Below are 23,903 nucleotides of genomic sequence, written 5' to 3'. Positions count from 1 at the left end.
CAGTATCGCCTGCGATGAGATGAGGGAAACTCATAACAATAACCCGCGATGCGGGCGAAGCAAGAAGCAAATACAACAGAGGATTTATGGCCGAAAAACAACCCGAACTTCAGCGTGGGCTGGAGTCTCGTCACATTGAATTAATTGCCCTTGGCGGCACCATCGGCGTTGGCCTGTTTATGGGCGCTGCCAGCACCCTGAAGTGGGCTGGCCCGTCAGTTCTGCTGGCCTATATCATTGCCGGACTTTTCGTCTTCTTTATTATGCGTTCGATGGGCGAAATGCTCTTCCTTGAACCGGTCGCCGGGTCGTTCGCCGTCTACGCTCATCGTTACATGAGCCCCTTCTTTGGCTATCTCACCGCCTGGTCCTACTGGTTTATGTGGATGGCGGTGGGGATTTCGGAAATCACCGCCATTGGCGTCTATGTCCAGTTCTGGTTCCCGGATCTCGCCCAGTGGATACCGGCACTGATTGCCGTTGGGCTGGTGGCGCTGGCGAACCTTGCGGCGGTGCGCCTGTATGGCGAGATTGAGTTCTGGTTTGCGATGATCAAAGTTACCACCATCATCGTGATGATCATCGTGGGCCTGGGTGTGATTTTCTTCGGCTTTGGCAATGGCGGTCACTCCATCGGCTTTAGCAATCTTACCGAGCACGGCGGCTTCTTCGCCGGCGGCTGGAAAGGGTTCCTCACCGCGCTCTGTATTGTTGTCGCCTCGTATCAGGGCGTTGAGCTGATTGGTATTACCGCGGGTGAAGCGAAAAACCCGCAGGTGACGCTGCGCAGTGCGGTAAGCAAGGTGCTGTGGCGCATCCTGATTTTCTATGTCGGTGCAATCTTCGTTATCGTCACCATCTTCCCGTGGAATGAAATTGGTACCAACGGCAGCCCGTTCGTCCTGACCTTCGCGAAAATCGGTATTACCGCGGCGGCAGGCATCATCAACTTTGTTGTGCTGACTGCGGCGCTCTCCGGCTGTAACAGCGGCATGTACAGCTGTGGTCGTATGCTCTATGCGCTGGCGAAGAACCGCCAGTTACCGACAGCGGTTGCCAAAGTCTCGAAAAACGGCGTGCCGGCGGTGGGCGTGACTATCTCGATTATCATCCTGCTCATCGGTTCATGCCTGAACTACATCATTCCTAACCCGCAGCGCGTGTTTGTCTATGTCTATAGCGCCAGCGTGCTGCCGGGCATGGTGCCGTGGTTCGTGATCCTGATTAGCCAGCTGCGTTTTCGCAAGGTTCACAAAGAGGCGATTGCCAGCCATCCGTTCCGCTCGATGCTGTTCCCGTGGGCGAACTGGCTTACCATGGCCTTCCTCGTCTGCGTGCTGATTGGCATGGGATTCAATGAAGACACCCGTATGTCGCTGTTTGTCGGCGTGATCTTTCTGGCTGCCGTGACGCTGGTATATAAGCTATTTGGCTTCGATCGCCGTGCGGCAACGCCTCGGCTGGGTGAATAAGAGACAAAGTGCGCAAAGCATAACCAAACGCGCATTTTTCTTCAAAAAAGCACTAGACAGCTGCCCCCGAAGTCCGTACTATCCACCCCCGCAACGGCGCTACGCGCCCGTAGCTCAGCTGGATAGAGCGCTGCCCTCCGGAGGCAGAGGTCTCAGGTTCGAATCCTGTCGGGCGCGCCATTTTAACCCGGCGCTTGAGCTGCGGTGGTTCGTGAATTATCACGATACCGCGTGAACAGATTTACAGTGGTGGCTATAGCTCAGTTGGTAGAGCCCTGGATTGTGATTCCAGTTGTCGTGGGTTCGAGTCCCATTAGCCACCCCATTATTTAGCAGTAAAAAGTTTCGTGGCGATGCGAAGGTGGCGGAATTGGTAGACGCGCTAGCTTCAGGTGTTAGTGTCCTTACGGACGTGGGGGTTCAAGTCCCCCCCCTCGCACCACAACTTTGATTGAACAAAAAAGTCAAAAAGCAGTAAATACGGCGAGTAGCGCAGCTTGGTAGCGCAACTGGTTTGGGACCAGTGGGTCGGAGGTTCGAATCCTCTCTCGCCGACCAATTTTGAACCCCGCGTAAGCGGGGTTTTTTGTTTTCTGCGGTTCAGGTTTTCCTCATTTTCCTCTGTTGTTCTTCAGCGACATTCTTATCTTGTGTTGTCGTCTATCAGCTACACGTAACCTTTTGATTAAAATAGCTTTACCTAAAATGGCGTAGATATGTCGTCCCACAGCGACAGATTGCGTCTGCGGCGAGGCGTGACAAGGGACGCTTTTCCCGCCAGCAGCCTGAATATAGAGGTTTCTTAAAAGGTTGCGTGATGTAACATTTCTTAATGCGGGGTTGGCACGCTATGTGCAATAATACGGGGGTAGATGCTCATTCCATCTCTTATGTTCGCCTTCTGGCCTCATAAACCCAGGAATGACGCAGAGCCGTTTTATGGTGCTTATCGTCCACCGAGAGATGTCGCTTCGGCCTCATCAAACACCATGGGCATAACGTTGAGTGAAGCACCCATTAGTTGTCAAAGACCTGTTTTAACGCCTGTCAGTGTATGCTGACAGGCGTTTTTTTATGGCGGGACAAATGAAGCTTCGCGCGACAGAGCAGCTCTGTAACGCGAAGAGAAGGGCTAAGCAGGCGGGTTGTTTTGCAGCGTTAACAGCAGGCCGTCGCGACGCATCGTTGCGGCCTCTTCAGGCTGGCGCAGGCGGTCGAGACAGTCTGCGAGCCAGGCGTAATCAAACGCATCCGGGCGCTGTTTCAGCGCAGCGCGGAATGCAATCGTCGCTTCTTGCCACTCACCATGTTTCATCAGCGACTGACCGAGCGTGCTCCACAGCAGCGGGCGATCGCCCTGCGTTTTGATCTGCTGGCGCAGCACTTTTTCAACCTGTTCCGGGTTATTGGTCTTCAGGCGCGGGATCACCAGCACCAGACGATCGTCATACTGCCGCTTCAGGCCGTCGAGGATGATCTCCTGCGCGGTGTCATGATCGTCACACTCAATTAAGTGCTCCGCCATTGCCACCTGCAACGCCACCTGGTGACGCGTTTTACGGCTCTGATTCTTCCACCAGCCCTTCAGACCATCGCTGCCCTGATCGGCGCGCGCCTGATCCATGATGCCGATCCACGCCTGCTGTTGCAGCATGTCGCGGTGCTCTTCATCGCCAACGTTAGCTTTCGCCATCGAAGGAATGATGTCGAGCAGCGACGTCCACGCACCGGTGCGAATATAGGCCTGTTCCGCCAGACGCAGCACTTCCGGATGGCGTGGCGCGATCTCCAGCAGTTTATCGACGCCGTGACGCGCAGCATGGTTCTCATTGCGCGCCAGTTGCAGACGAACGCGGGTGATCTCGACCGGGATCGGGTCATTCTCTGCCAGCTCGGCGGCACGCTGAAGGTGCTGGTTAGCACGCATTTCATCGCCGCGCTGCTGGGCGGCTTCCGCTGCCAGCAGATAGTTAACCAGCGGTTGTTCCGCGTGATCGGCATTTTTCGACATCAGCTTCTCAACCTGCTGATAATCGCCTTCCGCCAGCTTCAGCAACGCCTGTTCTGTCTGCTTGCGCGCGCGACGACGCTTACGGCCCATAAACCAGCCGCGGGTATGCGCGCCGGTACGGAAGATCCGACGCAGCAGCCACTCCAGGGCAAAGAAGACCACCAGCGTCAGCACCAGCATGATCGCAAGACCCGTGACGCTGGTTTCAATGTTGTAGTTATCGGTCTGGATCAGCACATAACCCTGATGCCCGGCGAGCATCGGGCCAAGCACGATCCCGGCGAGAAGCAATGCAAAGAGCAATAATACTTTCAGCATGATTATTCTCCCTGCGCTGCATCGGCGGGCGCGGCGGGCGCCTGTTCAGACGGCACAGCGGGCTGCGCGAGCAGGTTGCGCACGCGGGTCTGCATCAATTTTTCCAGAATCGGCTGACTCTGGAGCGATTCAGGCAGCTCCATGGCGATAGATTGCTGGCCGAGCTTATCCACCTCTTCGAGAAACGCTTTGGTGGCCGCATCGTCCGTATCGTAGTAGGCGCGAACCCACGTCGACACGTTATCCAGCGCCTGTTTATAGGTCTCTTCCTGATGACGCGGAACGGCCTGCGCCGCAACCAGCAGGCGCGAGCGGATGTTCTCACGCAGATAGACATCCTGATTCGGCGCTAACAGCGGCACGGCGGTCTCATCGCGGCGGCGAATGGTAATAAAGCTGTCCATAAAGTTGCGCCAGCTTTTTTGCAGGTTAACGCGCCACTCGCTGATGGAGCTTGAGAGCTCGCCGCTGTCAGAATCCATCGGCGAATCGTCGTCGTTATTGTCGGCGAGTCGCAGGTTATCGATCTGGTTGGAGAGCTGGTTCAGCTTGAGAATGGCCCCGTCATAATCGACCTGCGTCACGGAGGAGAGGCTGGCGATATCGTCGGTAATGGCGCGGCGCGCAGTAATCAGGCTCGGATCGTTCATGTCTGCCAGGCTGGCGTCAGCGCTTTTCAGCAGCGCGGCCGCGGTGGTGACATCCTGATCGCTCCACAGCTTACGGCCCGCCAGTTTGACGAGGAAATCAGCCTGCGCCAGCTGCCAGGTTTTGGCATCGGAGCCGGAGATGGTCGCGACTTTCTGCTGAACTTCATCAAGCTGCTTCGCCAGCGCTTCGCTTTGGCGTTTTTCTGCCGCCAGCGCATCAGCCTGCTGTTTAATCACCCCTTCCAGCTCAGTACGCTGCTTATCCTGCGTCTGTTGTAGCGCGATCAGCTGGTCGGCGATTTCGCCATTGCTGGTCTGCAGGGTTTTATTTTGATGCTTCACCCAGCCATAAAGCCCGGCGCCCGATGCCAGCGCAATAGCGATGGCGATCGCGCTTAGCGCGAGGCTGGTCCTGTTAGCGCGTCTCTTCTTCTCTGCTTTCTCCGGCGGCGGCGTTACGCCGTCAGCCGCTTTGGTCTCTTCAACCACGGCGGAGGAGTTTTCGTGTTCCGTCATTATGGCTTCCCATTATGAGAGTTATTGTAATGCGCGAAGCAGCGCATCGTTGTCGGCATTGTCAGCGACCTGAATCTCTTGCCAGCCCAGTTCCCGGGCAAGGTTCGCCAGACGTTCGCTTACCACCACCAGGCGGCAGCGAAGTAACCAGTTCTCCCGATACCAGGGAGGAATAAGTGAAAAAAGTTGCTCCAGCATTTCGCCGCTGGTGACCACCAGCGTTGAGACACCCCGCGTATGCCAGCGCATCGCTTCTTCTGCACCGTCATAAAATTTTGCACTGCGTTGATAACACTCGCAAAATTCAACATTCGCGCCGCGCTCAGTTAACGTTTCCGCCAACAGTTCGCGTCCGCCGTTGCCCCGTAAGATTAGCGCATGCTTGCCCTGAACATCTTGCAATTCAGGTAATTGTAGCAACACTTCGCTGATTTCCCGGTCGTGAGGGTAGCGCACATCAATGCCGCTTACCGTATGTAGCGCGAGCGCAGTGGTACGCCCGATAGCAAACCAGGCCGGTTCCGTTGGGAAGGAGAGGCCAGCCTGCTGCAAATGGGCATGCGCGAAGGAGACAGCGTGCTGTGACAGCACAAACGCGAGGTCATTCGCGCCGAGCCTGGCAAGCTGCCCGGGTAATAAAGGCAGCTCACGACCCGGCGTGAATTCAATCAACGGAAAGCTCCAGGCCACCAAACCCAGTGTGCGCAGTCGGCTCACTAACTCTTCCCCGGAGGGAGAGGGACGGGTGACCAGGATACTCATGCGGGGGCTTCTCCGTTGTAAATATCAGCAAGAATGGCGCGCGCGCCGTTATCCAACAGCTCTTCTGCCAGCGAGATGCCCATCTTTAGCGCATCTTCCGGTTGGCCGCGACGCTCGCCGCGTATCATCGTCGAACCATCCGGCGCGCCAACCAGCCCGCGCAACCAGAGTTCGCCGTTAATCAATTCAGCATAGCTGCCGATTGGCACCTGGCAGCCGCCTTCAAGACGGGTGTTCATCGCCCGCTCAGCTTTAACGCGGATTGCGGTCTCATCATGGTTCAGCGGCTGCAGCAGCGCACGGGTACGCGCATCGTCAAGACGGCACTCAACGCCTACCGCGCCCTGGCCTACGGCCGGGAGTGAGATTTCCGGCGGCAGCGCCCAGCGTACGCGATCGCTAAGACCCAGGCGGTTAAGACCGGCGACGGCGAGGATAATCGCATCGTATTCGCCGTTATCGAGCTTGCTCAGGCGGGTGCCAACGTTGCCGCGCAGCGAGCGGATCACCAGATCGGGGCGCAGCGCAGCCAACTGACACTGGCGGCGTAAACTGGAGGTGCCGACAATACTGCCAGCGGGCAGTTCGTCCAGAGACTTATAACGGTTAGAGACAAAGGCGTCGCGCGGATCGTCGCGTTCGCAAATCGTCACCAGACCGAGTCCATCGGGAAAGTCGACCGGGACATCTTTCATTGAGTGCACGGCGATATCGGCGTGATTGTCGAGCAGCGCCCGTTCAAGCTCTTTCACGAACAGGCCTTTACCACCCACTTTCGCCAGCGGCGTATCGAGGATCACATCGCCGCGCGTGACCATCGGCACCAGCTCAACGGCTAACCCCGGATGGCTCGCTTCAAGGCGCGCTTTTACATAATGTGCCTGCCAGAGCGCAAGCGGGCTTTGCCGTGTGGCAATTCTTAAAACATTGTCTACCATGCTTGATACCGTCAATTTCGTCCGTTGACCATCCTAACACTGTTGCATTAGGGTGTCAGTGTTCACGGTCGATTGCGGGTCTCGCGCCGCGCAACAGGCGCAGCGCGGGATGTAATTCGGAATTTACAGAGTGCGTTTAATGCTAAACTGGTTTGTAGCGCATCTTTCTTTACGGTCAATGAGCAAGGTGTTAGATTGATCACGTTTTAGACCATTTTTTCGTCTGTCCTCCCATAACGATAACGACGAAAAAAGGGCAACGGCTACTTTTGGATTTTCTGTCTACGCACCCCTTTTCAAGCTGCGGCCTACAAAACATCAGCATGAAGGTGTGTGTAAAACATCAGGCGATATGTCTTGTACCTCTATATTGAGACGCTGAAACAGCGACTGGATGCCATTAATCAACTGCGTGTGGATCGCGCGCTTGCTGCCATGGGCCCTGCTTTTCAGCAGGTTTACAGTCTGCTGCCGACATTACTGCACTATCACCATCCGCTGATGCCTGGCTACCTTGACGGTAACGTTCCCAATGGCATTTGCCTCTACACGCCTGATGAAAACCAACTCCACTACCTGAACGAACTTGAGCTGAACCGTGGCCTGCCTGCGCAGGATGCGCCGACCGGCGAACTGCCGATCACCGGCGTCTACTCCATGGGCAGCACCTCTTCGGTTGGGCAGAGCTGCTCTTCCGATCTCGATATCTGGGTCTGCCACCAATCCTGGCTCGATAACGACGAGCGCCAGCTGTTACAGCGTAAATGCAGCCTGCTGGAGAGCTGGGCCGCCTCCCTTGGCGTGGAAGTAAGCTTCTTCCTGATTGATGAGAACCGCTTCCGCCATAATGAAAGCGGCAGCCTCGGCGGCGAAGATTGCGGCTCAACGCAGCACATTTTACTGCTTGATGAGTTCTACCGCACCGCTGTGCGCCTGGCAGGTAAACGTATTCTGTGGAATATGGTGCCGGGCGACGAAGAGGAGAATTACGACGATTACGTCATGACGCTCTACGCGCAGGGCGTGCTGACCCCGAACGAGTGGCTCGATCTGGGCGGCTTAAGCTCGCTTTCAGCGGAAGAGTATTTCGGTGCCAGCCTGTGGCAGCTCTATAAGAGCATCGACTCGCCTTATAAAGCGGTGCTGAAAACCCTGCTGCTCGAAGCCTACTCCTGGGAATATCCGAATACCCGCCTGCTGGCGAAAGATATCAAACAGCGCCTGCACGACGGCGAGATCGTCTCCTTCGGTCTCGATCACTACTGCATGATGCTTGAGCGCGTCACGCACTATCTGGAAGCGATTGAGGATCCGACGCGTCTTGACCTGGTGCGTCGATGTTTCTACTTAAAAGTGTGTGAAAAACTGAGCCGCGAACGCGCCTGCGTCGGCTGGCGTCGCGAAGTGATCACGCAGTTAGTGAAAGAGTGGGGCTGGGACGAAGCGCGTCTCGCAATGCTCGATAACCGTGCCAACTGGAAAATCGATCAGGTGCGCGAAGCGCACAATGAGCTACTTGATGCGATGATGCAGAGCTACCGTAACCTGATCCGCTTTGCCCGCCGTAATAACCTGAGCGTCTCCGCCAGTCCGCAGGATATCGGGGTCTTAACCCGTAAACTCTACGCGGCGTTTGAAGCGCTGCCGGGCAAAGTGACGCTGGTGAACCCGCAGATTTCACCGGATCTCTCCGAACCGAATTTAACCTTTATTCATGTGCCGCCGGGCCGCGCCAACCGTACCGGTTGGTATCTCTACAACCGCGCGCCGAACATGGACTCCATCGTCAGCCATCAACCGCTGGAGTATAACCGCTACCTGAATAAGCTGGTCGCCTGGGCGTGGTTCAATGGCCTGCTGACATCGCGTACGCGCCTGTTTATTAAGGGCAACGGCATTGTCGATCTGCCGAAGCTGCAGGAGATGGTTGCTGATGTCTCGCACCACTTCCCGCTGCGCCTGCCTGCGCCAACGCCGAAAGCGCTCTATAGCCCGTGCGAAATCCGCCATCTGGCGATTATCGTCAACCTGGAGTACGACCCGACAGCGGCGTTCCGTAACCAGGTGGTGCACTTTGATTTCCGTAAGCTTGATGTCTTCAGCTTCGGCGAGCAGCAAAACTGCCTCGTTGGCAGTGTCGATCTGCTCTATCGCAACTCGTGGAACGAAGTGCGTACCCTGCACTTCAACGGCGAGCAGGCGATGATTGAAGCGCTGAAAACCATACTCGGCAAAATGCACCAGGATGCCGCGCCGCCGGACAGCGTCGAAGTCTTCTGTTACAGCCAGCATCTGCGCGGCCTGATCCGCACCCGCGTGCAGCAGCTGGTCTCTGAATGTATTGAACTGCGCCTCTCGACGACGCGTCACGAAACCGGGCGCTTTAAAGCGCTGCGCGTGGCGGGGCAAACCTGGGGCCTGTTCTTCGAGCGCGTGAACGTTTCGGTGCAGAAGCTGGAAAATGCCATTGAGTTTTACGGTGCCATCTCCCACAACAAGCTGCACGGTTTGTCGGTGCAGGTGGAGACCAACCACGTCGAATTACCGGCGGTGGTAGATGGTTTTGCCAGCGAAGGGATTATTCAGTTCTTCTTTGAAGAGGCGGGGGAAGAGGGCTTTAACATCTATATTCTGGATGAGAGCAACCGCGCCGAAGTGTATCACCACTGTGAAGGCAGCAAAGAGGAGCTGGTGCGCGACGTAAGCCGCTTCTTCTCCTCATCCCACGATCGTTTTACCTACGGCTCAAGCTTTATCAACTTCAACCTGCCGCAGTTCTACCAGATTGTGAATGTTGAAGGGCGCGCGCAGGTGATCCCGTTCCGCAACCAGGCGATCAGCACCGCATCGCCGGCCAATCAGGATAACGCCGCACCGCTGTTGCAGCAGTACTTCTCCTGATATTGCTGCCCGGTCTCCCGGGCAGTGCGTCTTAGCGGAAAGTGACGCTTTCGCCTGCTTGCTGGCTTGCCGCCTGCTCCAGCAGATCCCAGAAGGTTTCGCCGCTGCGATCGCAGACCCACTCATCCCCTTTGAGATTGAAATGGTAACCGCCCTGTTTTGTCGCCAGCCACACCTGGTGCAGCGGCTCCTGACGGTTAATGATGATCTTACTGCCGTTTTCAAAGCTGAGGGTTAATACGCCGCCATTGATTTCACAGTCGATATCGTTATCGCCGTCCCACTCATCCAGGCGTTCTTCGATGGTGAGCCACAGGCCGTCGGCGAGGCGATGAAATTCTGAATCGTTCATTCTGCTTTCCTGTTTTTTATGATGGCCGCAGTATAACGCGAAACATTTCCCGTTGCCCTAAACGTGCAAACTCTTGCTTTTGTGTCTTCTCCTGCGATGATAGAGCGCAGTAAGAATGAACTCACAGGCAACGATAATGAAAGATCTGTTTCGCACGCTGGCCGTAGTGCTGACTCTGTTCAGCCTGACGGGCTGTGGTCTGAAAGGGCCGCTCTACTTCCCTCCGGCCGATAAAACCGCGCCGCCGCCAACCAAAACGCAGGAGAGCACGATCCAGCCTACTATTCCAAATAGTAACGATCGGGGCGATACCGGCTCGCCGACCCAGGTGAATTATTGACGTTACCGCTCTGTACCCGCGTAAATGGAGTAGATAATGCAGTTCTCAAAGATGCATGGCCTTGGCAACGATTTTATGGTCGTCGACGCGGTGACGCAGAATCTCTTTTTCTCCCCGGAGTTGATCCGTCGTCTGGCGGATCGCCATCTTGGCGTAGGCTTCGATCAGCTGCTGGTGGTTGAGCCTCCTTACGATCCAGAACTCGATTTTCACTACCGTATTTTTAACGCTGACGGCAGCGAAGTGTCGCAGTGCGGCAACGGCGCGCGCTGTTTCGCCCGTTTTGTGCGCCTGAAAGGTTTGACCAATAAACGTGACATTCGCGTCAGTACGGCGAACGGGCGTATGGTATTGAGCGTAACGGAAGATGAGCTGGTGCGCGTCAATATGGGCGAACCGAACTTTGAACCGTCGCAGGTGCCGTTTCGCGCGAACAAAGCTGAGAAGACCTATATTATGCGCGCGGCGGAACAAACCGTGCTCTGCGGCGTCGTATCGATGGGCAACCCGCACTGTGTTATCCAGGTCGATAGCGTGGAAAACGCGCCGGTAGAGACGCTGGGACCGGTGCTGGAGAGCCATGAGCGCTTTCCTGAACGCGCCAATATCGGCTTTATGCAGGTCGTCAAAACCGATCATATCCGCCTGCGCGTTTTCGAGCGCGGCGCAGGTGAAACGCAGGCGTGCGGAAGCGGTGCCTGCGCAGCCGTTGCCGTCGGCATTCAGCAAGGCTTGCTGGCGGAAAGCGTTCGTGTGGAGTTACCGGGCGGTCGACTTGATATCGCCTGGAAAGGCCCGGGCCAACCGCTGTACATGACTGGCCCGGCGGCACATGTCTATGACGGGTTTATTCATCTATGAAGCAACCAGGGGAAGAATTGCAGGAGACGCTGACGGAGCTGGAAGATCAGACCGTTGCCGACTATTTGGTGCGCCATCCTGACTTCTTTATCCGTAACGCGCGGCTGGTAGAACAGATGCGCGTGCCGCATGCGGTGCGCGACACGGTTTCTCTGGTGGAGTGGCATATGGCGCGCTCGCGCAACCACATCAACGCGCTGGAAGAGAACATGACGCTGTTGATGGAGCAGGCGAGCGCCAATGAAGGGCTCTTTTATCGCCTGCTGCGCCTGCAAAGCCGGCTGGCTTCCGCGCCAAGCCTGGATGAGATGCTGAGCCGCCTGCACCGCTGGGCGCGCGATTTAGGGCTGGCGGGCGCCACGGTGCGCCTCTTTCCGGATCGCTGGCGTCTCGGCGCGCCGTCGCGTTACACCCATCTCTCCCTCTCGCGTCAGGCGTTTGAGCCACTGCGCATTCAGCGCCTTGGTCACCAGCATCACTACCTGGGATCGCTCAACGGGCCGGAGCTGTTGCTACTGTTGCCGGAGGCGAAAGCCATCGGATCAGTGGCGATGTCGCTGATGGGGCAAGATGGCTCGCTCGGCGTGGTGCTGTTCAGCAGCCGCGATCCGCACCATTATCAACATGGTCAGGGTACCCAGCTGCTGGAGGAGATCGCGCAGATGCTGCCGGATCTGCTTGAGCGCTGGATCGCGCGCGCATGACCGCTTCGCCGCTCTTCCCGCTCGTTACCCGCTTTTTGCGTTACCTCGGCGTTGAGCGCCAGCTCAGCCCGATCACCCTGCGCAACTATCAGCGCCAGCTGGACGCCATTATGGCGATGGCGGACGATCTCGGCCTCAAAAGCTGGCAACAGTGCGATGCTGCCACGGTGCGCTCAATTGCCACCCGTAGCCGCCGCAAAGGGCTGGGCGCGGCGAGTCTCGCGCTACGGCTCTCGGCACTGCGCAGCTTCTTCGACTGGCTGGTGAGCCAGGGCGAGCTGCCCGCCAACCCGGCGAAAGGGATCTCGGCGCCGAAAGCCGCGCGCCATCTGCCGAAAAATATCGATGTCGATGATGTAAACCGTCTGCTGGAGATCGACATTAACGATCCGCTGGCGGTGCGCGACCGCGCGATGCTAGAAGTGATGTACGGCGCGGGCCTGCGTCTGTCGGAACTGGTCAATCTCGATATCAAACACCTCGATCTGGAGAGCGGCGAAGTGTGGGTGCTCGGCAAGGGCAGCAAAGAGCGTCGCGTGCCGATAGGCCGCAATGCGGTGAGCTGGGTTGAGCACTGGCTCGATCTGCGCGAACTGTTTGGCGCGCAGGACGATGCGCTGTTCCTCTCAAAGCTTGGCAAGCGCATCTCGGCGCGCAACGTGCAGAAACGGTTTGCCGAATGGGGCATTAAGCAGGGGCTGAACAGCCATGTGCATCCGCATAAACTGCGCCACTCCTTTGCCACCCATATGCTGGAGTCGAGCGGCGATCTGCGCGGCGTGCAGGAGCTGCTCGGGCACGCCAATTTATCCACCACCCAGATCTATACCCATCTTGATTTTCAACACCTTGCTTCGGTCTACGATGCGGCGCATCCGCGCGCAAAACGGGGGAAATAATGCGTTTTTACCGCCCACCAGGCGAGATCTCGGCGATCACTTTCGACCTGGACGACACCCTTTATGACAACCGGCTGGTGATCCAGCGTACAGAGCAGGAGTCGCTAGCCTTTTTGCAGGGCTACCACCCGGCGCTCAGCACGCTGGAGAACAGCGAGTTCAAGCGCCTGCGCCAGGCCCTGCGCGAAACCGAGCCGGATATCTATCACGATGTCACCGAGTGGCGGCGACGCGCCGTTGAGCGCGCTATGCTCGATGCCGGGCTGACGGCAGCAGAGGCCGCGGCCGGTGCCGAAGCCGCCATGACCAACTTTGCGCACTGGCGCAGCCGCATTGATGTCCCGGACGAGACCCACGACACGCTGGCGAAGCTGGCAGAAAAGTGGCCGCTGGTGGCGATCACTAACGGTAATGCGCAGCCGGAGCTGTTCGGGCTCGGCGACTATTTCAAATTTGTTCTGCGCGCCGGGCCGGACGGGCGCTCAAAACCCTTCAGCGATATGTATCACCGCGCCGCTGAGCGTCTTGGCGTGCCCATTGGCAACATTTTGCACGTTGGCGACGATCTCACCACCGACGTTGCGGGCGCGATCCGCTGCGGCATGCAGGCCTGCTGGATCAAACCCGAGGGCGCAGATCTGCTGCAAGCCAGCGACAGCCGCCTGTTGCCGCATATGGAAATTTCGCGGTTGGCATCCCTCACTACGCTGATATAATCACCCATTGTTCTGTATAAAATACCAGGGTTTTGGTGGCGGGCGCGGCGCGAATACGCCCACGCAAACCGGACCCTGGTACGCGAAGCGCCACCGGCGTTTTGTTCAATTCCTGATGACTACGCGACGGTACCTATGGACGTTTCTTATCTGCTCGACAGCCTCAATGACAAACAGCGCGACGCCGTAGCGGCGACACGCAGCAATATGCTGGTGCTGGCGGGAGCGGGAAGCGGCAAGACGCGCGTGCTGGTGCACCGTATCGCATGGCTGATCACCGTAGAGAACTGCTCGCCCTTCTCGATTATGGCGGTCACCTTTACCAACAAAGCGGCGGCGGAGATGCGCCACCGTATCGGCCAGTTGATGGGCACCACTCAGGGCGGCATGTGGGTCGGCACCTTCCACGGGCTGGCGCACCGCCTGCTGCGCGCGCACCATATGGACGCGAAGCTGCCGCAGGATTTCCAGATCCTCGATAGCGAAGATCAGCTGCGCCTGCTCAAGCGCCTGATCAAAGCGATGAACCTTGATGAGAAGCAGTGGCCGGCGCGCCAGGCGATGTACTACATCAACGGTCAAAAAGATGAGGGCATTCGCCCGCACCATATCCAAAGCTTCGGCAATCCGGTGGAGCAGACCTGGCAGAAGGTCTACCAGGCCTATCAGGAGGCGTGCGATCGCGCCGGGCTGGTCGATTTTGCTGAGCTGCTGCTGCGCGCCCACGAGCTGTGGCTGAACAAACCGCATATTCTGCAGCACTATCGCGAACGCTTTACCAATATCCTGGTGGATGAGTTCCAGGATACTAACAACATTCAGTACGCGTGGATCCGCCTGCTGGCGGGCGATACCGGCAAGGTGATGATTGTCGGCGACGATGACCAGTCGATCTACGGCTGGCGCGGCGCGCAGGTGGAGAACATCCAGCGCTTCCTCACCGATTTTCCCGGCGCGCAAACCATTCGCCTTGAGCAGAACTACCGCTCCACCAGCAATATTCTGAGCGCCGCCAACGCCCTGATTGAGAACAACAACGGGCGTCTGGGGAAAAAGCTGTGGACCGAAGGGACCGCCGGCGAGCCGATCTCCCTTTACTGCGCGTTTAACGAGCTGGATGAAGCGCGCTTCGTGGTTAATCGCATCAAAGCCTGGCAGGACAATGGTGGCCAGCTGACGCAGTGCGCCATCCTCTATCGCAGTAACGCCCAGTCGCGCGTGCTGGAAGAGGCGTTATTACAGACGAGCATGCCCTATCGCATCTATGGCGGCATGCGCTTCTTCGAACGTCAGGAGATTAAAGATGCGCTCGCTTATCTGCGCCTGATCGCTAACCGTAACGATGATGCCGCTTACGAGCGCGTGGTCAATACGCCAACGCGTGGCATTGGCGATCGCACTTTAGACGTCGTTCGCCAGACCTCCCGCGAGCGCCAGCTGACGCTGTGGCAGGCGACCCGCGAGCTGCTGCAAGAGAAAGCGCTGGCGGGCCGTGCGGCGGGCGCGTTGCAGCGTTTTCTTGAGCTAATCGACGCGCTGGCGCAGGAGACGGCGGATATGCCGCTGCATGTGCAGACCGACCGGGTGATCAGCGATTCCGGCCTGCGCGCGATGTATGAGCAGGAGAAGGGGGAAAAAGGCCAGACGCGAATTGAGAACTTAGAGGAGCTGGTCACCGCAACGCGACAGTTCAGCTACAACGAAGAGGATGAAGATTTAATGCCGCTGCAGGCGTTCCTCTCTCACGCGGCGCTGGAAGCGGGCGAAGGGCAGGCGGACACCTGGCAGGACGCGGTGCAGTTGATGACTTTGCACTCGGCGAAGGGGCTTGAGTTCCCGCAGGTGTTTATTGTCGGCATGGAAGAGGGGATGTTCCCGAGCCAGATGTCCCTTGACGAGGGCGGCCGTCTGGAAGAGGAGCGCCGTCTGGCCTATGTCGGCGTCACGCGCGCGATGCAAAAACTGACCTTAACCTACGCGGAGACGCGTCGGCTGTATGGTAAAGAGGTTTATCACCGTCCTTCGCGCTTTATCGGCGAGCTGCCGGAAGAGTGCGTTGAAGAGGTGCGTTTGCGCGCCAGCATCAGCCGCCCGGTCAGCCATCAGCGGATGGGCACGCCGGTGGCGCAGAGCGATACGGGTTATAAGCTTGGTCAGCGCGTGCGCCACGCCAAATTTGGCGAAGGCACGGTGGTGAATATGGAAGGTAGCGGCGAGCACAGCCGCTTGCAGGTGGCGTTCCAGGGGCAGGGTATTAAGTGGTTAGTCGCCGCCTATGCGAAGCTTGAAACTGTGTAACCTTCAGAAAAATATCATCATTTTGTAATATTCTGCTAGCCTTATACGCTGAAGGGCAAATATTGCTCTTTAGCGTTTCGTTGCGTGTTGACGCCTCCTGAGTGCTGGCGTAACATGCGCGCACGATCACGCTAAGAGGACATTCGCCTTGGACACACCCAGTAGATGCTGGCTCAATTTCCTGGATTTCAGGAACAACTCCTAAGGCTTTCTCCTCACGCTGATGGCCTTAGTGGTTGTCGGCGACCCGCTTTATCCCCGTCGCGCTGAGTCAGACTGTTTAATGGTCTGAAACCCCAATTGTTTCTTGTGTGCCCTGCGAACTGTCCGATATTTTTTGCATTGGGAGTCCCGGCCATGCTGAGCGCATTTCAACTGGAAAACAATCGTTTAAGCCGTCTTGAGGCTGACGAAATCAAACACCTCGCCAGCTCGGTTTGGGTTGATTTGGTCGAGCCGGACGATGATGAACGTACCCGCGTGCAAACGGAATTGGGCCAGAATCTGGCTACGCGACCTGAACTGGAAGACATCGAAGCCTCGGCGCGTTTTTTCGAAGACGAAGACGGTCTGCACATCCACTCCTTCTTCTTTTATGAAGATGCAGAGGATCACGCAGGCAACTCAACGGTAGCATTCACCATTCGCGAAGGGCGTCTCTTTACCCTGCGCGAACGCGAACTGCCCGCGTTTCGTCTCTACCGTATGCGCGCCCGCAGCCAGGAGATGGTTGACGGCAACGCCTACGAACTGCTGCTCGATCTCTTCGAAACCAAAATTGAACAGCTGGCGGATGAGATTGAAAACATCTACAGCGATCTCGAAAAGCTCAGCCGCGTCATTATGGAAGGGCAGCAGGGCGATGAGTATGACGACGCGCTCTCAACGCTTGCTGAGCAGGAAGATATTGGCTGGAAAGTGCGGTTGTGTCTGATGGATACCCAGCGCGCGCTGAACTTCCTGGTGCGCAAAGCGCGTTTACCGGCGGGTCAGCTTGAGCAGGCGCGCGAGATCCTGCGCGATATCGAATCGCTGCTGCCGCATAACGAATCCCTGTTCCAGAAAGTGAACTTCCTGATGCAGGCGGCGATGGGTTTTATCAATATCGAGCAGAACCGAATCATCAAGATCTTCTCGGTCGTTTCGGTAGTGTTTTTGCCGCCAACGCTGGTGGCATCAAGCTATGGGATGAACTTTGAGTTTATGCCTGAGCTGCACTGGAGCTTCGGCTACCCCGGCGCGATTATCTTTATGATCCTCGCCGGCCTTGCTCCCTACCTCTACTTCAAACGCCGCAACTGGCTTTGAGGCGATAAAAAAAGGTTCAGCCTGTGCTGAACCTTTTTTCTTTACAGGCCCCAGGTCTGGATGCCTTTAACCTTATATTCGTGATACCAGACATTCGTTCGCATCATGATAAGCATGGGTACGATAAAGGAGAGGAAAGGGAAACCTATAAGAGCGGCGACTAATAATCCCAGTACGTTCAGCCCAATAGAGGTCAGCGCTTTTTTCCACAGGCCCAGGATAAAGAGATAAATACAGCCGAAGAAGAATGCGTAGAAGTTTTGGTTAACAGTTACTTTCTCCCCAAATTTCATCTGCTTAAACGCTTGTTTCCACGCCGGAGTAGGACGCCAGAATCCGGGGTAACCATTTTTTTCAAAAAATGCGAAGCGATATTTCCACGTATCGCTCAGCGATTCATCTTTCTGGTAGTCATAGTCGTTGATAGTACTCATTTTCCTCTCCTGAAAAATCCTGTCTTTTAAACTAATTAGCTGTTTTTACTTCCGTTGGCGCGAACATAAACATAAAAAATACCAGGCCGTCGAACCAAATATAGATCTGAGCGCCGAGCAGCAGATATTCATCATCCAGCACGAAACCTGCCGCGGAGACCACTGGCGAAATGAGATAAACCAGGATCGACAAAATGACGACATAACGCCCCTTTAATCCACTATCCCGGCAGCGCTGCGCATTGATATTGATCTTCACCCACGTGTAAACCAGCAGGCAGAGCAGTGGCAGTATGGGAAGCTGCGCCACGCTAACCATGGCAATTAAAAAAACAATATGCAGAAGCATAAAAGTAAGGAAATAGGGCTTACGCGCGAGGCATGCCTTGCCTGTTGGCCAAAAAATCCTGCGGATCATTTTTCCGGGTCGTCCTGAATAGCGTAATAATAAAGCGGCGAACATACCATTCAGTAGATTAATATGCGACGCGACGATCGAATAACCCACGAATATTTGTAGGTAGCGGGCGGCAATTCCGCCCGCCTGATTTGTTCCCTAAGCGGAATTAGCGTGTTTTACGCAACGCGCGCTGGGTATAAAGGGCATCCATTACGAAAATCGCCAGCGCCACCCAGATAAAGCCAAAGGTCACCATCTTATCCGCACCGGGATGCTCACCGTAAAAGGTCACCGCCAGCAGGAACATCAGCGTCGGGCCGATGTACTGAAAGAAACCGAGCGTTGAGAGGCGCAGACGCGTTGCCGCCCCGGTAAAGCAGAGCAGCGGCACGGTGGTCACCACGCCCGCTGCGATCAGCAGCAGATTGAGCGACAGGCTGTTTTGCGACATATGGCTGGTCGGGCTATCGGTAATGCCGAACAGCCAGATGGCGGCCACTGGCAGTAACCATAAGGTCTCTATCAGCATGCCGGTTTGCGCCTCAACGGCGATTTTCTTTCGCAGCAGGCCGTAGAAGGCGAAGCTAAAGGCGAGGCCGAGGGCAATCACTGGCAGCGAGCCAAAGGTCCAGAGCTGCACCAGCACGCCCAGCGCAGCAAGGATCACCGCCAGCCACTGCATGCGGCGGAAACGCTCGCCCAGGAAAAGCATCCCCAGCAGGATATTCACCAGCGGGTTAATAAAGTAGCCGAGGCTCGCTTCCAGCATATGGTTATGGTTGACCGCCCAGATAAACAGCAGCCAGTTACCGCCCACCAGCACCGCCGAGACTGCCAGCAGCAAAATCTTTTTCGGCGTTTGCAGCAGCGCTTTCACGCTCTTCCACTGGCGGCTTACGCTTATCAGCGCCAGCATAAAAAAGAAGGACCAGATGACGCGGTGAGTCAGGATCTCATCGGCGGGAACATACCAAATCACTTTGAAGTAGGCGGGCGCGATGCCCCAGATAAAATAAGCGGCGAGCGCAAGTAATACGCCAAGCCGCGTCTGCTTTGCATCCATCAGAAAGACTCGTTGCGAAAATGTAACCGCATGGTACCCGATTTCGCAGGCCTGCTCACCCCACCATATAGGTAGCGGTTGCGCTGGCGATATGCACCTGCTCCTCGTTATGCAGTTCCACGCGTGCAACGGCGACCTTATTACCCGCGCGCAGCAAACTGCTGCTGGCGGTAAAGCGCGTACCGCGGCCTGGACGCAGATAATCGACACGCAAATCAATCGTTCCCATCCGCGCCAGGCGCTGGCGAAGCTCCTCTTCGCTGATGGTTTCATGGCGGGTGAGGGTGCTGCCGACGCACACCAGCCCGGCGGCGACATCCAGCGCGGAGGCAATCACTCCGCCGTGGAGAATGCTCTGCGCCCAGTTACCGACCATCATCGGCTGGTTATTGAAATGCAGTTCTGCGAACGCTTTTTCATAGCGCCCCAGCTCCAGGCCTAACGCACGGTTGTAGGGCATGTGATAGACAAAAATCTCGCCCACCATTTGCAGGGCTTGATCGGCGGTAAGAACGGCTGACATATCAATCTGATCCGATGAGTTAATGGAGTGTTAATTTTATGCTCAATGTTTGTTGATTACTACTTTAAGAGCGATAGACGAGCAGTGACGCAAGAAATATGTAGAATACGTGCGGATAAGACTATTAACTAACTCAACAATAATTCGGAGCTTAAACCGATGCGCACCTGGCCGGGGTATATTTTCGCAGTGCTGGCACTGCCGTTTATGGCACTCGCACAAGAAGCAACCATCAAAGAAGTCCATGATGCGCCCGTCGTGCGCGGTAGCATCATCGCCAATATGTTGCAGGACCACGATAATCCGTTCACGCTCTATCCGTATGAATCCAACTATGTGCTTTATACCGATACCAGCGATCTGAATAAGGAAGCGATCCGCTCCTACAACTGGGCTGACAACGCGCGTAAAGATGAAGTGAAGTTCCAGATAAGCCTGGCCTTCCCCTTCTGGCGCGGCATTCTCGGGCCAAACTCAGTATTAGGCGGCTCCTATACGCAAAAATCCTGGTGGCAGCTCTCCAACAGCGGCGAGTCTTCTCCCTTCCGTGAAACCAACTATGAACCGCAGCTGTTCCTCGGTTTCGCCACGGATTACCGGTTTGCCGGCTGGACGCTGCGTGACGTGGAGGTTGGTTTCAACCATGACTCCAACGGCCGCTCCGATCCCACTTCGCGCAGCTGGAACCGTGCTTACACCCGCTTGATGGCGCAAAACGGTAACTGGATGGTGGAAGTGAAGCCCTGGTATGTCGTAGGCTCCACGGACGACAACCCGGATATCACCAAATATATGGGTTACTACCAGCTGAAAATCGGTTACGAAATTGGTGATGCGATCCTCAGCGCGAAAGGGCAGTACAACTGGAATACCGGCTACGGCGGCGCAGAAATCGGCCTCAGCTACCCGGTGACCAAACACGTTCGCCTCTATACTCAGGTTTACAGCGGCTATGGCGAATCGCTGATTGATTATAATTTCAATCAGACCCGCTTCGGCGTGGGCGTGATGCTCAACGATCTGTTTTAAGGCATTGCAGTTTCAGTCACAGGCGCTGAAAATAGCGCCTGTTTTTATTTCAGGCAAATGGGGTCAATGTGGCGCAGGCGGAAGTATTGAATCAGGAATCGCTGGCTAAACAGGTTTTACAAGAGACCTTTGGCTACCAGCAGTTCCGCCCTGGCCAGCAGGATATTATCGACACCGTGCTTGGCGGTCGCGACTGCCTGGTGGTGATGCCGACCGGCGGCGGCAAATCGCTCTGCTACCAAATTCCGGCGCTGGTGCTGGAAGGGCTGACAGTCGTGGTCTCGCCGCTTATCTCGCTGATGAAAGATCAGGTCGACCAACTGCTCGCCAACGGCGTGGCAGCGGCCTGTCTCAACTCGTCCCAGAGCCGCGAGCAGCAGCTTGAGGTGGTAAACGGCTGTCGCAACGGGCAGATCCGTCTGCTCTATATCGCGCCTGAACGCCTGATGCTCGACAACTTCCTTGACCAGCTGCGCCAATGGAACACGGTGCTTATCGCCGTCGACGAAGCGCACTGTATCTCCCAGTGGGGACACGATTTCCGCCCGGAATACGCCGCGCTCGGCCAGCTGCGCCATATGCTTCCTAACGTGCCTTTTATGGCACTTACCGCGACCGCTGATGACACCACGCGCCGCGATATTGAGCGTCTGCTCAGCCTTAACGATCCGCTGATTCAGGTCAGCAGTTTCGACCGCCCAAACATCCGCTACATGCTGATGGAGAAGTTTAAGCCTCTCGACCAGTTACTGCGCTATGTGCAGGAGCAGCGGGGCAAATGCGGCATCATTTACTGCAACAGCCGGGCGAAAGTGGAAGATACCGCTGCGCGCTTACAGGGTCGTGGCTTCAGCGCCGCGCCTTATCACGCCGGGCTGGAGAACGAGGTTCGCGCGCGGGTGCAGGAGCAGTTCCAGCGCGATGACCTGCAAATTGTGGTCGCTACCGTCGCCTTCGGCATGGGTATTAACAAACCCAACGTCCGCTTTGTGGTGCACTTCGACATTCCGCGCAATATCGAATCCTACTACCAGGAGACCGGTCGCGCCGGGCGCGATGGCCTGCCCGCAGAAGCGATGCTGTTTTACGATCCGGCAGATATGGCCTGGCTGCGCCGCTGCCTGGAGGAGAAGCCCGCCGGGCCGTTGCAGGATATCGAACGTCACAAGCTCAATGCGATGGGCGCCTTTGCTGAAGCGCAAACCTGCCGTCGCCTGGTGCTGCTCAACTACTTTGGCGAAGGGCGCCACGCGCCGTGCGGCAACTGCGATATCTGCCTCGACCCACCACGCCAGTACGACGGTTTGCAGGACGCGCAGAAAGCGCTCTCCGCCATCTATCGCGTGAACCAGCGCTTCGGCATGGGTTATGTGGTTGAGGTGCTGCGCGGCGCGAATAACCAGCGTATCCGCGAGATGGGCCATGACAAGCTGCCAGTCTACGGCATCGGGCGCGAGCAGAGCCACGAACACTGGGTAAGCGTGATTCGCCAGCTGATCCACTTAGGCTTCGCTATGCAAAATATCGCCCAGCACTCGGCGCTGCAACTCACGGAAGCGGCGCGTCCGGTTCTGCGCGGTGAAGTGCCGCTGATGCTGGCGGTGCCGCGTATGGTGACGCTGAAGCCGAAAGTGATGCAGAAGGCGGCGGTCGGCAATTACGATCGCAAGCTGTTCGCCAAGCTGCGTAAGCTGCGTAAAGCGATCGCCGACGAAGAGAACATCCCCCCGTATGTGGTGTTTAACGATGCCACGCTGATTGAGATGGCGGAGCAGATGCCGCTTTCGCCGGGCGACATGCTGAGCGTCAACGGCGTCGGCACGCGCAAACTGGAGCGTTTTGGCCAGGAGTTTATGGCGCTGATCCGCGCCCATGTCGACGGTGATGAAGAGTAGTCAGCCTGCGGGAAAAGTGTCAGGATAGCCCTTCACTGAATCTTTTCTCGCGAGTTCGCTATGTTAACGCTCTTTCTCTCCGTCATGACAGTGCACTTCATTGCGCTGATGAGCCCCGGTCCCGATTTCTTCTTTGTTTCTCAAACTGCCGTTAGCCGCTCGCGCAAAGAGGCGATGCTGGGCGTGCTCGGCATCACCGCAGGTGTGATGGTGTGGGCAGCGGTCGCGCTACTTGGCCTCAATCTGATCCTCGCGAAAATGGCCTGGCTGCATAGCATCATTATGGTCGGCGGCGGGCTCTATCTCTGCTGGATGGGCTTCCAGATGCTGCGCGGCGCGCTGAAGAAAGAGACGGCGAACAGCGATGCGCCGCAGGTCGAGCTGGCGGCGGGCGGCCGCAGCTTTGTGAAAGGCTTGCTGACCAACCTCGCAAACCCGAAAGCGATTATCTACTTCGGATCGGTCTTCTCACTGTTTGTTGGCGACAGCGTCGGCGCTAACGCGCGCTGGGGCATCTTTGTGCTGATTGTGGTAGAGACCTTCGCCTGGTTTACGCTGGTCGCCAGCGTCTTTGCGTTACCGCGCGTGCGTCGTGGCTATCAGCGAATGGCGAAGTGGATCGATGGCGTCGCCGGTGCGCTCTTCGCCGGGTTCGGCATCCATCTGATTATCTCCCGCTGATGCGAATTGCCGGATGGCGCTTGCGCTTATCCGGCCTACAAAGGTCACTACCTGATTTTGCATATGCCGGATGGCGCTTACGCTTATCCGGTCTACAAAGGTCACCGCCTGGTTTTGCGTAGGCCGGATAAGGCGCAGCCGCCATCCGGCAAACAGACCGCACTCACGCGTGCCTTGCTGACGCCAACAACGCCCCCACCAGCACAAACAGCGATCCGAACACTTTATTCAATGCCTTCATCTGATGCGGGCCTTTGATCCATCCCGCAATGCGCCGCGCCAGCGTGGCATAACCAATCATCACAATGATATCGACCACGATTGTTGTCGCACCAAGCACAACATACTGCATCACCTGCGGCTGATTGGGCGCGATAAACTGCGGGAAGAGGGCGGCAAGAAACACGATGCTCTTCGGGTTGGTGAGGTTCACAAACACCGCGCGTTTAAACAGCCGCCCGCGTGATTGCGTCTGCGCCAGGGTATGGAGATCGAGCGCGCCTGCGGCGCGCCACTGCTGAATACCGAGCCACACCAGATAGGCTGCGCCCGCCCACTTCAACACCTCAAACGCCAGCACCGAGCGGGAGAAGAGCGTGCCCAGCCCGATACCGACCAGCACGATATGGATCCCCAGCCCGGTCTGCAAACCGGCAATTGAGGCCGCCGCGCCGCGATAGCCGTGGCTAATTGAAGTGGTCATGGTGTTGATCGCCCCGGAGCCGGGGGAGAGGCTTAAAATTAACGATGTCAGCAGGTAGGCGAACCACCACTCGAAGGTCATGAGAAATTCCCTGGTTGTCGGTTTTTATGCCACAATACGCCATTGTCT

At 56.8% G+C, this 23,903-nt stretch carries 23 protein-coding genes and 4 tRNA genes; 17 read left to right on the top strand and 10 right to left on the bottom strand.

What is annotated here, in order from left to right:
• Positions 1 to 86: 86 nt before the first annotated feature.
• The 5 genes from thrP (at position 87) to SOM48_RS21575 (ending at position 2,030) form a co-directional block, all read left to right on the top strand.
• Positions 87 to 1,472 carry a bifunctional threonine/serine APC transporter ThrP gene (gene thrP / locus SOM48_RS21595; protein WP_128483896.1) on the top strand — a complete coding sequence of 462 codons (1,386 nt, stop codon included), beginning with the start codon at positions 87 to 89 and terminating at the stop codon, positions 1,470 to 1,472.
• Between the two features lie 103 nt (positions 1,473 to 1,575).
• A tRNA-Arg gene (locus SOM48_RS21590) sits at positions 1,576 to 1,652 on the top strand.
• Between the two features lie 69 nt (positions 1,653 to 1,721).
• A tRNA-His gene (locus tag SOM48_RS21585) sits at positions 1,722 to 1,797 on the top strand.
• 30 nt (positions 1,798 to 1,827) lie between these two features.
• Positions 1,828 to 1,914, top strand: a tRNA-Leu gene (locus SOM48_RS21580).
• Positions 1,915 to 1,953: 39 nt separating this feature from the next.
• A tRNA-Pro gene (locus tag SOM48_RS21575) sits at positions 1,954 to 2,030 on the top strand.
• Positions 2,031 to 2,604: 574 nt separating this feature from the next.
• On the opposite strand, the gene hemY is transcribed toward SOM48_RS21575, so the two are convergent.
• From hemY to hemC, 4 genes are read right to left on the bottom strand one after another with little or no spacing between them, the layout of a single operon-like run.
• Positions 2,605 to 3,801: a protoheme IX biogenesis protein HemY gene (hemY, locus tag SOM48_RS21570; RefSeq protein WP_042713026.1), complete on the bottom strand. Its 1,197-nt coding sequence runs from the start codon at positions 3,799 to 3,801 to the stop codon at positions 2,605 to 2,607.
• 2 nt (positions 3,802 to 3,803) lie between these two features.
• A complete protein-coding gene (gene hemX, locus SOM48_RS21565) occupies positions 3,804 to 4,967 on the bottom strand; it encodes a uroporphyrinogen-III C-methyltransferase (protein WP_128483894.1) in 1,164 nt (387 codons plus the stop codon).
• A gap of 21 nt (positions 4,968 to 4,988) precedes the next feature.
• The gene (gene hemD / locus SOM48_RS21560; RefSeq protein WP_320512971.1) at positions 4,989 to 5,729 is read right to left on the bottom strand and encodes a uroporphyrinogen-III synthase; all 741 of its coding nucleotides are present in this window, start codon (positions 5,727 to 5,729) and stop codon (positions 4,989 to 4,991) included.
• A complete protein-coding gene (gene hemC, locus SOM48_RS21555) occupies positions 5,726 to 6,667 on the bottom strand; it encodes a hydroxymethylbilane synthase (protein WP_054803676.1) in 942 nt (313 codons plus the stop codon). The genes hemD and hemC overlap by 4 nt, the downstream gene beginning before the upstream one ends.
• A 357-nt stretch (positions 6,668 to 7,024) precedes the next feature.
• Between hemC and cyaA the strand changes: the two genes are divergently transcribed.
• Positions 7,025 to 9,568, top strand: a complete 2,544-nt coding sequence (gene cyaA / locus SOM48_RS21550; RefSeq protein ID WP_023479540.1) for a class I adenylate cyclase — start codon at positions 7,025 to 7,027, stop codon at positions 9,566 to 9,568.
• A 31-nt stretch (positions 9,569 to 9,599) separates the two neighbouring features.
• Here cyaA and cyaY read toward each other — a convergent pair whose 3' ends face one another.
• Positions 9,600 to 9,920, bottom strand: a complete 321-nt coding sequence (gene cyaY / locus SOM48_RS21545; protein WP_320512970.1) for an iron donor protein CyaY — start codon at positions 9,918 to 9,920, stop codon at positions 9,600 to 9,602.
• Between the two features lie 136 nt (positions 9,921 to 10,056).
• Here cyaY and lptM point away from each other — a divergent pair, with 136 nt between their 5' ends.
• The 8 genes from lptM to corA all read left to right on the top strand — a co-directional run bounded on the left by lptM (position 10,057) and on the right by corA (position 17,046).
• A complete protein-coding gene (gene lptM / locus SOM48_RS21540) occupies positions 10,057 to 10,260 on the top strand; it encodes an LPS translocon maturation chaperone LptM (RefSeq protein WP_042714296.1) in 204 nt (67 codons plus the stop codon).
• A 36-nt stretch (positions 10,261 to 10,296) separates the two neighbouring features.
• On the top strand, positions 10,297 to 11,121 hold the full coding sequence (gene dapF, locus SOM48_RS21535; RefSeq protein ID WP_023479551.1) for a diaminopimelate epimerase: 825 nt from the start codon (positions 10,297 to 10,299) through the stop codon (positions 11,119 to 11,121).
• A complete protein-coding gene (locus SOM48_RS21530) occupies positions 11,118 to 11,825 on the top strand; it encodes a DUF484 domain-containing protein (RefSeq protein ID WP_076770423.1) in 708 nt (235 codons plus the stop codon). The genes dapF and SOM48_RS21530 overlap by 4 nt, the downstream gene beginning before the upstream one ends.
• On the top strand, positions 11,822 to 12,724 hold the full coding sequence (gene xerC, locus SOM48_RS21525; protein ID WP_124970845.1) for a tyrosine recombinase XerC: 903 nt from the start codon (positions 11,822 to 11,824) through the stop codon (positions 12,722 to 12,724). The genes SOM48_RS21530 and xerC overlap by 4 nt, the downstream gene beginning before the upstream one ends.
• Positions 12,724 to 13,440 (top strand): 5-amino-6-(5-phospho-D-ribitylamino)uracil phosphatase YigB, encoded by a 717-nt coding sequence (gene yigB, locus SOM48_RS21520; RefSeq protein WP_320512968.1) that lies wholly within the window; start codon positions 12,724 to 12,726, stop codon positions 13,438 to 13,440. The genes xerC and yigB overlap by 1 nt, the downstream gene beginning before the upstream one ends.
• 135 nt (positions 13,441 to 13,575) lie before the next feature.
• Positions 13,576 to 15,738 carry a DNA helicase II gene (uvrD, locus tag SOM48_RS21515; RefSeq protein ID WP_042714303.1) on the top strand — a complete coding sequence of 721 codons (2,163 nt, stop codon included), beginning with the start codon at positions 13,576 to 13,578 and terminating at the stop codon, positions 15,736 to 15,738.
• Positions 15,739 to 15,886: 148 nt separating this feature from the next.
• Positions 15,887 to 15,943 (top strand): YsgD/CorL family protein, encoded by a 57-nt coding sequence (gene ysgD / locus SOM48_RS22730; protein ID WP_353656052.1) that lies wholly within the window; start codon positions 15,887 to 15,889, stop codon positions 15,941 to 15,943.
• A gap of 152 nt (positions 15,944 to 16,095) precedes the next feature.
• Entirely contained in the window at positions 16,096 to 17,046 is a 951-nt protein-coding gene (gene corA / locus SOM48_RS21510) for a magnesium/cobalt transporter CorA (protein ID WP_076770422.1), read from the top strand.
• 41 nt (positions 17,047 to 17,087) lie between these two features.
• On the opposite strand, the gene SOM48_RS21505 is transcribed toward corA, so the two are convergent.
• From SOM48_RS21505 to yigI, 4 genes are all read right to left on the bottom strand, one after another.
• Positions 17,088 to 17,480, bottom strand: coding sequence for a DUF2628 domain-containing protein (locus SOM48_RS21505; RefSeq protein WP_139567411.1), 393 nt, complete (start codon positions 17,478 to 17,480; stop codon positions 17,088 to 17,090).
• 31 nt (positions 17,481 to 17,511) lie between these two features.
• Complete coding sequence (locus tag SOM48_RS21500; RefSeq protein ID WP_320512967.1) at positions 17,512 to 17,898, bottom strand: hypothetical protein; 387 nt, start codon at positions 17,896 to 17,898, stop codon at positions 17,512 to 17,514.
• Between the two features lie 148 nt (positions 17,899 to 18,046).
• Entirely contained in the window at positions 18,047 to 18,943 is an 897-nt protein-coding gene (rarD, locus tag SOM48_RS21495; RefSeq protein ID WP_023479586.1) for an EamA family transporter RarD, read from the bottom strand.
• Positions 18,944 to 18,998: 55 nt separating this feature from the next.
• Complete coding sequence (gene yigI, locus SOM48_RS21490; protein ID WP_023479602.1) at positions 18,999 to 19,466, bottom strand: acyl-CoA thioesterase YigI; 468 nt, start codon at positions 19,464 to 19,466, stop codon at positions 18,999 to 19,001.
• Positions 19,467 to 19,625: 159 nt separating this feature from the next.
• On the opposite strand from yigI, the gene pldA reads away from it, so the two are divergent.
• The 3 genes from pldA to rhtC all read left to right on the top strand — a co-directional run bounded on the left by pldA (position 19,626) and on the right by rhtC (position 23,071).
• Positions 19,626 to 20,495 carry a phospholipase A gene (gene pldA, locus SOM48_RS21485; protein ID WP_139567409.1) on the top strand — a complete coding sequence of 290 codons (870 nt, stop codon included), beginning with the start codon at positions 19,626 to 19,628 and terminating at the stop codon, positions 20,493 to 20,495.
• 68 nt (positions 20,496 to 20,563) lie between these two features.
• The gene (gene recQ / locus SOM48_RS21480) at positions 20,564 to 22,390 is read left to right on the top strand and encodes an ATP-dependent DNA helicase RecQ (RefSeq protein ID WP_042714310.1); all 1,827 of its coding nucleotides are present in this window, start codon (positions 20,564 to 20,566) and stop codon (positions 22,388 to 22,390) included.
• 60 nt (positions 22,391 to 22,450) lie between these two features.
• Positions 22,451 to 23,071 (top strand): threonine export protein RhtC, encoded by a 621-nt coding sequence (gene rhtC, locus SOM48_RS21475; protein WP_023479561.1) that lies wholly within the window; start codon positions 22,451 to 22,453, stop codon positions 23,069 to 23,071.
• Between the two features lie 163 nt (positions 23,072 to 23,234).
• On the opposite strand, the gene rhtB is transcribed toward rhtC, so the two are convergent.
• Positions 23,235 to 23,855 (bottom strand): homoserine/homoserine lactone efflux protein, encoded by a 621-nt coding sequence (gene rhtB, locus SOM48_RS21470; RefSeq protein ID WP_042714313.1) that lies wholly within the window; start codon positions 23,853 to 23,855, stop codon positions 23,235 to 23,237.
• Positions 23,856 to 23,903 lie beyond the last annotated feature (48 nt).

Source organism: Kosakonia sp. CFBP8986, from assembly GCF_034044935.1.
In the GTDB taxonomy this organism is placed as follows: domain Bacteria; phylum Pseudomonadota; class Gammaproteobacteria; order Enterobacterales; family Enterobacteriaceae; genus Kosakonia; species Kosakonia cowanii.
This window is presented reverse-complemented; position numbering and strand designations above follow the sequence as displayed.